The 12038-nt window shown below is 62.2% G+C and carries 10 protein-coding genes and 1 riboswitch; of the genes, 4 read left to right on the top strand and 6 right to left on the bottom strand.

Annotated elements, in window-relative coordinates:
- Positions 1-11 precede the first annotated feature (11 nt).
- The 4 genes from V5738_RS04565 to tkt form a co-directional block, all read right to left on the bottom strand.
- A complete protein-coding gene (locus V5738_RS04565; RefSeq protein WP_423823225.1) occupies positions 12-860 on the bottom strand; it encodes an AAA family ATPase in 849 nt (282 codons plus the stop codon).
- A gap of 6 nt (positions 861-866) precedes the next feature.
- Complete coding sequence (locus V5738_RS04560) at positions 867-2045, bottom strand: phosphoglycerate kinase (protein WP_423823224.1); 1179 nt, start codon at positions 2043-2045, stop codon at positions 867-869.
- Positions 2046-2187: 142 nt separating this feature from the next.
- Positions 2188-3195, bottom strand: coding sequence for a type I glyceraldehyde-3-phosphate dehydrogenase (gene gap / locus V5738_RS04555; RefSeq protein WP_423823223.1), 1008 nt, complete (start codon positions 3193-3195; stop codon positions 2188-2190).
- A 42-nt stretch (positions 3196-3237) separates the two neighbouring features.
- The gene (tkt, locus tag V5738_RS04550) at positions 3238-5238 is read right to left on the bottom strand and encodes a transketolase (RefSeq protein WP_423823222.1); all 2001 of its coding nucleotides are present in this window, start codon (positions 5236-5238) and stop codon (positions 3238-3240) included.
- A 401-nt stretch (positions 5239-5639) separates the two neighbouring features.
- Between tkt and V5738_RS04545 the strand changes: the two genes are divergently transcribed.
- The 3 genes from V5738_RS04545 (at position 5640) to V5738_RS04535 (ending at position 9067) form a co-directional block, all read left to right on the top strand.
- Positions 5640-6740, top strand: a complete 1101-nt coding sequence (locus V5738_RS04545) for a ferritin-like domain-containing protein (protein WP_423823221.1) — start codon at positions 5640-5642, stop codon at positions 6738-6740.
- A gap of 96 nt (positions 6741-6836) precedes the next feature.
- Positions 6837-6985, top strand: a riboswitch (FMN riboswitch).
- A 79-nt stretch (positions 6986-7064) separates the two neighbouring features.
- The gene (gene ribB, locus V5738_RS04540; RefSeq protein WP_423823220.1) at positions 7065-7724 is read left to right on the top strand and encodes a 3,4-dihydroxy-2-butanone-4-phosphate synthase; all 660 of its coding nucleotides are present in this window, start codon (positions 7065-7067) and stop codon (positions 7722-7724) included.
- A gap of 419 nt (positions 7725-8143) precedes the next feature.
- Positions 8144-9067 carry an alpha/beta fold hydrolase gene (locus V5738_RS04535; RefSeq protein WP_423823219.1) on the top strand — a complete coding sequence of 308 codons (924 nt, stop codon included), beginning with the start codon at positions 8144-8146 and terminating at the stop codon, positions 9065-9067.
- 34 nt (positions 9068-9101) lie between these two features.
- Here V5738_RS04535 and V5738_RS04530 read toward each other — a convergent pair whose 3' ends face one another.
- Both V5738_RS04530 and V5738_RS04525 read right to left on the bottom strand, forming a co-directional pair.
- A complete protein-coding gene (locus V5738_RS04530) occupies positions 9102-9767 on the bottom strand; it encodes a TetR/AcrR family transcriptional regulator (RefSeq protein WP_423823218.1) in 666 nt (221 codons plus the stop codon).
- 366 nt (positions 9768-10133) lie between these two features.
- Complete coding sequence (locus tag V5738_RS04525) at positions 10134-10697, bottom strand: thioredoxin family protein (RefSeq protein WP_423823217.1); 564 nt, start codon at positions 10695-10697, stop codon at positions 10134-10136.
- Positions 10698-10856: 159 nt separating this feature from the next.
- Here V5738_RS04525 and metK point away from each other — a divergent pair, with 159 nt between their 5' ends.
- A complete protein-coding gene (gene metK / locus V5738_RS04520; protein WP_423823216.1) occupies positions 10857-12026 on the top strand; it encodes a methionine adenosyltransferase in 1170 nt (389 codons plus the stop codon).
- The last annotated feature ends 12 nt before the right edge of the window (positions 12027-12038 follow it).

The following is a 12038-nucleotide window of genomic DNA, read 5'->3' as shown; positions in this document are numbered from 1 at the left end:
GTCGATACCGGCTACCGACGGCCGCGCCGGCTCATGAAGGCCAGCCGCTCGAACAGATGCACATCCTGTTCATTTTTCAGCAGTGCGCCGTGCAACGGCGGCAGCGCATCACCGGTCTCACCGTGCAGGGTCTCGGTGGGAATATCTTCGGCCAGCAGCAGCTTCAGCCAGTCAAGAAGTTCCGAGGTCGAAGGCTTTTTCTTGACCCCGGGCACCTCACGCACGTCAAAGAACAGATCCAGCGCATCGGAGAGCAGCTGCTTCTTGATGTCGGGAAAATGCACGCCGACGATCTCGCGCATCGTGTCTTTATCGGGGAAGGCAATAAAATGGAAAAAACAGCGCCGTAGAAAGGCGTCCGGCAACTCCTTTTCATTGTTCGACGTGATCACGATGATCGGCCGGTGCCGGGCCTCGATGGTCTGGCGGGTTTCATAAACATCGAAGGCCATGCGATCGAGCTCTCGCAACAGATCGTTGGGGAACTCGATATCGGCCTTGTCGATCTCGTCGATCAGCAGCACCGGCTGGGTATCGGCAACGAAGCATTCCCAAAGCGGGCCCGGCACGATGTAGTTGGCAATATCGTGAACCCGGGCATCACCGAGCTGGGAATCGCGCAGCCGCGAGACCGCATCGTACTCGTACAACCCCTGGGCGGCCTTGGTCGTGGACTTGATATGCCACTGATAGAGCGGCTTGCCGAGCCCGGCCGCGACTTCCTCGGCGAGCATGGTCTTGCCGGTGCCCGGCTCGCCCTTGATTAGAAGCGGCCGCGCCAGGGTCGCGGCCGCATTGACGGCCAGCTTCAGATCATCGGTGGCGACATAGCGCTCGGTGCCCTGGAAATCGGTGGCCATGACCGTTTACTGGCCGCGTTCGCGCAGCACGGCGATCGCCGGCAGGGTCTTGCCTTCCAGAAACTCCAGAAAGGCACCACCACCGGTCGAGATATAGGACACATCATCGGCTACGCCGTATTTCTCGATCGCCGCGAGCGTATCGCCACCGCCGGCAATCGAAAACCCATCGCTGGTCGCGATCGCTTTCGACAAAGCTTCGGTGCCGCCGCCGAAGGCATCGATCTCGAATACGCCGACCGGGCCGTTCCAGACGATGGTGCCAGCGTTCTTCAGGATATCGCCCATCGTTTCGCGGGCTTTCGGACCGATATCCAGAATCATTTCATCGTCGCCGACCGCATCGATCGCCCGCTCGGTCGCGGTCGCGTTCTCGGACAGCTCCTTAGCCACGATCACGTCTTGCGGCAACGGGATATCGCCGCCGCGGGAGCGGATATCCTCGAGGATGGCCTGGGCCGAATCCACCAGGTCGGCCTCATACAGCGAACCGCCGACATCATAGCCAGCCGCCGCCAGGAAAGTGTTGGCGATGCCGCCGCCGACGATCAACTGATCGGCCAGCGTGGACAACGACTTAAGCAGCTCCAGCTTGGACGAGACCTTGGAGCCGCCGACGATCACCACCAGCGGCCGCTTCGGATCGTTCATCGCAGCCTGCAGGGCTTCGACCTCGCCCATCAGCAACGGACCCGCACAGGCGACCGGTGCAAAACGGGCCACACCCTCGGTCGAGGCCTGGGCGCGATGGGCGGTGCCGAAGGCATCCATGACATAGACATCGCACAGATCGGCCATCTTCTTGGCCAGCGCTTCGTCGTTGGCTTTCTCACCCACGTTGAAGCGCACGTTCTCGCAGACGACCATTTCGCCGTCCGAGACCTGGATATCGCCGTCCAGCCAATCCTTGACCAGCGGCACATCGCGGCCGAGCTCTTCGGACAGCCATTTCGCGACCGGCGCCAGGCTATCCTCTTCCGAGGGTTCGCCCTCGGTCGGCCGGCCGAGATGGGCCATGACCATGACCTTGGCCCCGGCTGCCATGGCTTTTTGCATGGTCGGCAACGAGGCGCGCAGACGCGCGGCCGAGGTCACTTCACCGTTTTTTACCGGCACGTTGAGATCTTCCCGGATCAGTACGCGCTTGCCGGCGAGATCGACGTCGTCCATCGAAAGCATGGTCATATCGGGTCCTTTGGTCACGATTGCGTCTCGGCCGGAGTCGATCGTCTCCGGCTCGTATTCAAAAAGATTCTGCGGGCAGTCGCCGCAAAAACAAAGACCGGACAGTGTCCGGTCTTTGTAGGCTTGCTTTGTCGTCGGCCGATCAGCCGGCGTTGGCGAGCGCCAGAGCCGTATCCAGCATACGGTTGGAAAAGCCCCACTCGTTGTCGTACCAGGAGCAGACCTTGATCAGCCGGCCGCCGGCAACCTTGGTCAGCTTGGAATCGACCGTGGACGATACCGGATCGTGGTTGTAGTCCTGGGAGACCAGCTCTTCTTCGGTATAGGCCAGCACGCCCTTGAGTTCGCCGTTGGCGGCGTTCTTCAGGACTTCGTTGACCTGCTCGACCGTGACATCCTTCGAAACCGTGGCCGACAGATCAACGAAGGAGACGTTGATGGTCGGCACGCGCACCGCGAAGCCATCCAGCTTGCCGTTGAGCTCCGGCAGCACCAAACCCACCGCGGCGGCCGCGCCGGTCTTGGTCGGGATCATGTTCTGGGTCGCACTACGGGCCCGGCGGATGTCCTTGTGATAGACATCCGACAGCACCTGGTCGTTAGTGTACGAGTGGATGGTGTTCATCAACCCGTACTCGATGCCGAAGGCTTCGTGCAACGGCTTGACCAGCGGCGCCAGGCAATTGGTGGTGCAGGACGCGTTCGACACGACCTTGTCGTCGGCGGTCAGCGTTTCATGGTTCACGCCGTAGACCACGGTCTTGGCGTCGCCGGCCGGGGCCGAGATCAACACCTTCTTGGCGCCGCCCTTGAGGTGGGCACTGGCTTTTTCTTCACTGGTGAACAGACCGGTGCATTCCAGCACGACCTCGACCCCCAGATCGCCCCAGGGCAGGTTGGCTGGGTCGCGCTCGGACAGCACCTTGATACGGTCGCCGTTGACAACGAGGTCTTCACCGTCGGCCTTGACTTCGCCGGGGAAGGCGCCGTGGGCAGTATCGTACTGGGTCAGATGCGCGTTCATCTGCGCATCGCCCAGGTCGTTGATCGCCACGATCTCGATTTCGTTGGTGCGCTTGCTTTCATACAGGGCACGCAACGCATTGCGGCCGATACGACCGTAGCCGTTGATACCAATCTTGACTGCCATGTTCGCTCCTCGAACTTGGAATTGAACTGTATTCGTGTGCGCTCAGCTGCCGACCTGATGGCGTAGTGCAGCCACCACGCCATCCACGGTCACGCCGAGTTCCTTGTAGACCTCGGGGCCCGGCGCCGATAGACCGAACTGGTCCACGCCAACGACCTGACCGGTCGGCCCGACATAGCCGATCCAGCCATCGGACACCCCGGCTTCCACCGCGACGCGGGCCGTAACCGACGGGTCAAGAACGCTATCACGATACGCGGCGGGCTGTTCCCGGAACACGTCCACACAGGGCATGGATACCACCCGCACTGCGATCTCGTCGCGCAGCTTGTCGGCCGCGGCTACCGCCAGTTCCAGCTCGGAGCCAGTGGCCATTACCAGCGCGTCCGGGGTGCCGTCGGTATCACGCAGCACATACCCCCCCTTCGCGATCGCAGCAACGGTATCGGCATCGCGATCCTGGTGGTCGACGTCCTGACGCGACAGGGCCAGCGCACAGGGCCCGTCCTCGCGTTCGATCGCCGCCTTCCAGGCGACCGCGACCTCGACATCGTCGCCCGGCCGCCAGACATGCAGATTCGGGATCAGACGCAGCGAGGCCAGATGCTCGACCGGCTGATGGGTCGGACCATCCTCGCCCAAGCCGATAGAGTCATGGGTATAGACGAACACATTGCGCGATTTCATCAGCGCAGCCATGCGCACCGCGTTGCGGGCGTAATCGGAGAACGTCAGGAACGTGGCCCCGAACGGTATAAACCCGCCGTGCAGGCTCAGGCCGTTGGTGATCGCCGACATGCCGAATTCACGCACGCCGTAGTAGACATAGTTGCCGTTGTAATCCTCGGCGGTGATCGCTTTATGGCCGTCGAAATCGGTGCCGTTCGAGCCCGACAGATCGGCCGAACCGCCGAACAGATCCGGCAGCAGGTTCCATACCGCACCCAGCACGGCCTTGGAAGATTTACGGGTCGCAGTCCGCTTGCCATCGGCCTGGGTGGATTCGATCAGCTTGGCGATGCCCGACTCCCAGTCCGCCGGCATCTTGCCCGATAGCCGGCGATCAAGTTCGGCCGCCAGTTCGGGGTTGGCTTTCACATAAGCATCGTGAACATCCTTCCAGGATTTCTCGACGGCAGCGCCGGCGTCGCGATGATCCCAGGCGCTATAGATATCGTCCGGAATATGGAAGGGCGTTTCGTCCGACCAGCCCAGTTCCTTGCGACTGGCCGCGACTTCTTCGTCGCCCAGCGGCGCGCCGTGGACCTTGGCGGTGCCCTTCATGTTGGGCGCACCGTAGCCGATCACCGTCTTGCAGCAGATCAGGGTGGGTTTGGACGTTTCTTTCTTGGCGGTCTCGATGGCGGTATTGATTTCGCCGGCGTCATGGCCGTCGACGTTGCGCACCACCTGCCAGCCATAGGCTTCGAAACGAGCCGGCGTATCGTCGGTGAACCAGCCCTTCACTTCACCATCGATAGAAATGCCGTTGTCATCGTAGAACACGATCAGCTTGCCCAGGCCCAGCGTGCCGGCCAGCGAGCAGGCTTCGTGCGAGATGCCTTCCATCAGGCAACCATCACCGGCAAAGCAATAGGTGTGGTGATCGATCACTTGGTGATCAGCGGTGTTGAACTGCGAGGACAGTACCGCTTCGCCGAGCGCCATGCCAATGGCGTTGGCCAACCCCTGGCCCAGCGGACCGGTGGTCGTTTCCACGCCCGGGGTTTCGGTGTTTTCCGGATGGCCCGGCGTTCTTGAATGCAGCTGCCGGAAGTTCTTGATGTCGTCGAGCGACATATCATAGCCGGTCAGATGGAGCGCGGCGTACTGCAGCATCGAGCCATGCCCGTTCGACAGCAAAAAGCGATCTCGATCGGCCCATTCCGGATTGGCCGGATTGAACTTCATATGATCGTTGAACAGCACTTCCGCGATGTCGGCCATGCCCATCGGCATACCCGGATGACCGATGTTGGCTTTCTGGACAGCGTCCATGGCCAGGATACGAATCGCGTTAGCGAGATCTCGTCTTGAGGGCATTACAACAATCCCCGACTACGTCTTGACAAAGGTTCGCCATTGTCTACTAAAGAAAGGCGAACCAGCAACAACGTTTGGAATACTGGCCTGCCAAAACCGCGCCCAGCGCGAATGCGCCCATCAGTACGCCGGGCAATAGTCGCCCGGCTGCGCACGCTCGCGCCCATGACAACGCTGCCCGTCTGGCTCATCTATTCCGAAAAACATCGCGATCTAAGACTTTCGCGGTATAGATGCGTTTTTTTGAATCCGTTTTGCGTAATCCACGTAACTCCTAACTAGGCGCATAAGTGCGCCAGGCTCGGCGGCTGCGGGTGATCGAATCCCGAAACATAGCAACACGCCCGCTCGTCGAGCGCATCCAACAACAACGAACTCAGTGTGAGCTTGGGGACCCAACCATGAACAATTCAGACGTTAGCGTTAACAACCCGGAAATCATCGATGCCACGACCGGCCGGCCGGTCAGCCGCAGTCGGCGTCGTTTTCTGGCCAACAGTGGCATGTATACCGCCGGGCTGGTCGGCAGTGCCCTGCTCGGCGCCTGCAGCGATGACGACAACACCGCCATCGCCGACGACGGCAACGACCAGAATACGGTCGTCATCAACGGCCCGAGCGATCAGGCGGTACTGAATTTCGCTCTCAATCTCGAATATCTAGAAGCCGAGTTCTATCTGCGCGCGGTCACCGGCAGCGGTCTCCAGGACCGCGATATTTCGGGTAATGGCAATGCCGGCGACGTTACTGGTGGCTCACAGGTCGATTTCGGCGGCGAAGCGCTGATCGGCCGCTATGCTGCCGAAATCGCGGCCGACGAACTGCATCATGTCCAATTCCTGCGCAGCGCCCTGGGCGACGGTGCCGTGGCGCGCCCGGCGATCAATCTGCAGAGCTCGTTTCAGGCCGCGGCCGCGGCCGCCTTCGACGGCGCCGGCGTGACCCCGCCGGATGGTTTTACCTTCAACCCGTTCGCCTCGCCTTTACAGTTTCTACTGGGCGCTTTCATCTTCGAAGACGTGGGCGTGACCGCTTACAAAGGGGGTGCGGCGTATATCCGCGATCGTGATTATCTGACTGCCGCGGCGGGTATCCTCTCGGTCGAGGGCTATCACGCAGGCTTGGTGCGAACACTGCTGACCGGCATGGGCGATCAAGTCGTATTTCAGGATCAGGGCAGCGGCAGCGATATCACGGTCGGCGCCATCGTGGATGCGATCTCCGATGCGCGGGATAGTCTCGATGGCGACAGCGACGACGATCAGGGCATTGCCAGCGACAACGATTCGGTCACCCTCTACGGGACCGACTACGAGGCCAGCAATATCGTGCCGACCGATGGCCACGGCATTACCTTCAGCCGTACGCCGCAGCAGGTACACAACATTGCCTACCTGACCCGCAACGCAGTCGGGCCGAGCATGGGCTCGGTGCCCGAGGCTGCCTTCTTCCCGGCCGGCACCAACGGCATGCTCACCGAAAGCGGCGACCAGAACGGCTGATCGCACGATCACGCTCGTACACCCCGTTGGCGGCCACCTGCCGACGGGGTGTATGACGCAGGCCGTGCGTCGCGACGATCGGTCGGCTACAATCGACAGCGTCTTCAGGGCGGGGTGCAATTCCCCACCGGTGGTAGGGCCGCGATGACGGCCGAGCCCACGAGCGCTTTCGCTTTCGCGGAAGGTCAGCAGATCTGGTCAGAGTCCAGAGCCGACGGTGATAGTCCGGATGAAAGAAGACGCGTGGCGGCAGTCCGGCCCATGGTCGGTGCGAGCCTTCTCGCCTAGCCCTGAAACGTTGACTCCATGACAAGAGGACGTTTCATGTCAGCATCTATCGAATCCCACGATTGTCCGCGGCTCACCGCCGCCATCGCTGCCTATCGAGCCGGCCGGCCCGTGCTTTTGCTCGACGATTCCGACCGCGAAAACGAAGCCGATATCGTCGCCGCAGCAGAAAATCTGACCGTCGACACCATGACCAAAATGATCCGCGATGGCTCCGGCATCGTCTGCCTGTGTTTTCGCGGCGCCGAGATCGATGCCCTGGGTCTGCCGCAGATGGTGTCGAACAACCAATCGAAAAACCATACCGGCTTTACCGTGAGCATTGAGGCCGCAACCGGGGTCACTACCGGCGTATCCGCCACCGACCGGGTGCGCACGATCGCGGCTTCTCTAGAAGCCCTCGATGGCGATACGAAGGCTATCGTCAGCCCTGGCCACGTCTTTCCGTTGCGTGCCAACGACGACGGCGTGCTCGCCCGGCGCGGGCATACCGAAGGCGCCTTGGATATCGCGATTCTGGCCGGCCTGCGCCCTGCTGCCGTGCTCTGCGAGCTGATGAACGATGACGGCACCATGGCCGGCAACGCCGATATCGAGGCCTACGCGGCCCGCTACGACATGCCGGTACTGACCATCGACGAAATCGCGCGCTTTCGCGACAACGCACTCAGCCGCGATACCAGCGCCTACGCCTGATTCCCAGGCCACGGCCTGCGTATTAGAAACGCTCCGGGCGCGGTTGGCTGGTCCAACCTCGCCCGGAGCCTCCAACCCTTGCCGGTTTTTCGACCGGCGCATCGGGCACTGTTGCGGTCGTAGAACCCATCCGCGCCTGGACAGATCAGAAGCGTTGGCAGCCAAGCGCCGGCGCGCTACGGCGTTCCGCGGATCGCACGATGCCCCGATCCATTGAATGGGGCCGTCGATCGCGATAGACCGTGGCAGGAGGCGGCTCGGCCATTCCGCCCGGCACCAGATATTACCGCAACGCACCCGCTCTTTGGCCGGATGCGACCGGACCAGCGGCCTAGTTCTGTCCGCGCCTGGGCCTATCTCGTTGCGCACCTCGCCGGCTTGTGCCACGTTCTTAGGCCCACGCCCGTTGCGGATCTGTCATGCCGTCCAAGGCCACTGTGGTGTATAGCCCCGACCGTGCGCCCGATGCCGTCATCGACGGCGACAATGTACGGCTGGCCTGCTATACGGACGGCGACCCGGCACAGCCTGCGTTGGTATTCGTGCATGGCTATCCGGATACAGCCCATGTCTGGGATCGGCTGATCGATCGTCTGGCCCGGCATTTCTTCTGCGTGCGCTACGATGTTCGCGGTGCCGGCCGCTCCGAGCGGCCCCACTCGCCGCTGGCCTATCGTCTCGAGCATCTCAAGCACGACTTGGCCGCGGTTATCGACTGGGCTTCACCCACCGCGGCGATCCATCTGATCGGCCACGACTGGGGATCAATCCAGAGCTGGGAAGCCGCCACCGATCCGGCCATGGCCGAGCGGATCGCGACCTTCACGACCCTATCTGGGCCCTGTCTCGACCATCTTGGCCGCTATCTGCGAAGCGCGCGAGCGATCCGCCCGGCCGCGCTGTTACAACAGCTTCGCCGTTCCTGGTACATCGGCGTGTTTCACCTGCCGATCGTTGCGCCCCTACTCTGGCGCCGACTGCTCGCCGGACGCTGGCCACAGACCCTGGCACGCCTGGAGGGCGAGACGCTGCCGGTCGCCCCGACCCTGGCCAACGATGGCCGATACGGTATCCAACTCTATCGCGCCAATGTGGTGCCGCGGCTGCTCCGGCCCCGAGCCCGTCGAGCGCTCATGCCTGTACAGGCGATCGTGGCCCGCCGTGACCCGTTCGTCAGCCCAGCAATTGCACAGCTGATGTCCGACTGGGTAGCCGATCTGACGGTCGATGAAATCGATGCCGGCCACTGGGCGATCATGAGCCATGCGCCGACCGTCGCCGATCTCATCGAACGTTATCTCTGGTCGCATCTCGAACATCACGTCGACCGCCTGTCCTTCTGAACGCTCTGGCCGCCTGCGGCGATCAGCGCTGTTGTCAGGCCATATTCTCTAGCGCGCCCTGCATCGCTCGATACAGTTCCAGATTGGTCTCGACTATAGTCTCGAGCGGGTCTCGATAATGGTTGAGCGCCCAGTACATCGCGATATGAATCGTCGAGCCGATCAAGCCCATCGCCAAAATGCGGCGATCGCAGGCTGCGGGCAGACGATCCAAGGCATAGACCCGGCCGAGCAGCGCCTCGATCAAGCCGGCGAAATGCAGGGTCGTGGAACGATAGACCCGGTCGATCTCGGCACTGATGCCGAAAATCTCGATCAACAGCACGCGCGCGGTCTGCGGATCCGAAATATGCTCGAAAAACGTCTGCAGGCTATGTCGGGTCGCTGCTTCGGTGGAATCGCCGGCTTCGGCCATGCCCCGGGTCAGATCATCTTCCAGACGCTGCACGCAGTCGCGATAGACTGCGGCGAACAAGGCCTCGCTATTGGCGAACGATTCGTAGAAATAACGCTCGGTCAAACCGGCTTCACGGCAGACTGCCTTGACCGTCGCCCCGCGAAAGCCAACGCTGCCAAACACCCGAAGGCCCGCCGCAATCAGGGCTTCCCGGCGCGCGCTACGTCGCTCATCAGAACTCAGCCCAGCATAATAGCGGCCGGTCGAAACAGCAGGCATGCCCGTGTTGGCCCGATAGGTCATAGGCTTACTGTCGCATATTCGAACGCAAATGCGATCCAGCCCGTGGGCCGATCCGACAAAACCGCCCCGCTGACCCACTTCGCCATCGAGTCCCGACCTATCAGTGCAGCAGAAACCCGGAGGCGTTCACGCTTTTGGTGCGCTGTGAGCGAGCCTTTCAACCCACCGCTTTATACGGCCGGCTGGAGGGCCGCCCGGCCCATCCAGGATCTCGTCACGGTCATATCCCTGTACCGGCCGCTGCCGCGGCCCGACCGACCGATTCAGGCAGTGCCAACGCTGTCGGCGCAGGCCGCAACGCTTGGGCGCCAGCACGCCTAGCTTCACAAGGTCGTGCCGGCCCAGCCGGGGCGTGCATCTAAAGAGCTAGGCCGCCTTCCACTTGATCGAGCAACCTTGGCTCGGCACCTGGGCTTCTTCGGGAATCGGGTCCCCGGCCAGCACCGCATCCAGCGAGGCTCGTAGATCCGCGCCCGTTACCGGCTCGGCCGATTTCGGGCGCGAGGCATCGAACTGGCCGCGATAGGCACAGCGGCCAGCCGCATCGAACAAGAATAGGTCGGGCGTGCAGACCGCGTCGTAGGACTTAGCGACCTGCTGGGTCTCGTCATAGAGATAGGGAAAGATGAAATTGTACTGCTCGGCAAACTCGCGCATGTATTCAGGCCCGTCCTCGGGCCGTTCATTGACGTCGTTCGACGAAATCGCCACGAAGCCGATACCGCGGGGATCGTACTCGGCGGCCACGGCCGCGATTTCGCGCGCGATGTGGATGACATACGGGCAGTGGTTGCAGATGAACATCACCACCGTGCCACGTTCGCCGGCAACATCGGCCCAAGTCTTGGTCTGGCCCGACACTGCGTCGGGCAAGGCGAAATCGGGGGCCGGCGTGCCCAGCGGCATCATGGTGGAATCGGTCAGCGCCATGGTTTTTCTCAAGCCATAAAAGAAACTAGAAACGCAGTTTAGCGGGCCGTCGAAGCCAGCCCAAGCGCTCGCCAGCGCATATCGATGGCTACGCAGTGGAATGATCGAAATATATGACGTATAGTCCATCCGGATATCCGGATGGAGAGATATAGTCCTATGAGTCGCACTCTGTTTACTTCCGAATCGGTCACCGGCGGCCATCCCGACAAGCTGTCGGATCAGGTCTCCGATGCCATTCTCGACGCCTACCTCGAACAGGACCCGACCGCCAAGGTCGCCTGCGAGACCGCGACCAAGACTGGCTTCGCCATGGTCTTCGGCGAGATCAAGACGTCCAAGCCGGTCAACATCCCGGTGGAGCAGATCGTGCGCGATACGATCCGCAAGATCGGCTACACCAGCTCCGACATGGGCTTCGATGCCGATACCTGCGCCGTGATGAACGTGCTGGGCGAACAGTCCGCCGACATCAACCAGGGCGTCGAGCGGGCCGCCCCCGAAGAACAGGGCGCGGGCGACCAGGGCCTGATGTTCGGCTATGCCTGTGACGAAACCGACGTGCTCATGCCGGCGCCGATCACCTATGCCCATCGCTTGGTGCGCAAGCAGTCCGAACTGCTGGCCGACGGCACCCTCGACTGGCTGCGCCCGGACGCGAAGTCCCAGGTCACCTTCGAGTACGACAACGGCAAGCCGAGCGCGATCAACGCGGTGGTGCTGTCGACCCAGCACAACCCCGAGATCAGCCAGGCCGATCTCAAGGAAGCTGTGCACGAGCACATCATCAAGCCGGTCATCGGCAATATGCTCACCGACAACCCGACGGTGCACATCAACCCGACCGGCAACTTTGTCACCGGCGGCCCGCTGGGCGATGCCGGCCTGACCGGCCGCAAGATCATCGTCGACACCTACGGCGGCATGGCCCGCCACGGTGGTGGCGCCTTCTCCGGCAAGGATCCGTCCAAGGTCGACCGTTCGGCGGCCTATGCCGCGCGCTATGTGGCCAAGAACGTGGTCGCCGCCGGCCTGGCCTCGAAGTGTGAAGTCGCGCTGTCGTATGCCATCGGCGTCGCCGAGCCGACCTCGATCTGGGTCGAGACCTTCGGCACCGGCAAGATCGACGACGAAAAGATGACTAAGCTCATCCGCAACCACTTCGACCTGCGTCCCTACGGCATCCTCAAGATGCTGGACTTGCAGCGTCCGATCTATGCGCCGACCGCGGCCTACGGCCACTTCGGCCGCGAGGACGTGGACCTGCCCTGGGAACGTACCGACAAGGCCGCCGCACTGGCCGACGATGCCGGCATCCAGGCGGCCTGATCGCAGGCATTT

This window comes from Salinisphaera sp. SPP-AMP-43, assembly GCF_049568105.1.
In the GTDB taxonomy this organism is placed as follows: Bacteria; Pseudomonadota; Gammaproteobacteria; order Nevskiales; family Salinisphaeraceae; genus Salinisphaera.
This window is presented reverse-complemented; position numbering and strand designations above follow the sequence as displayed.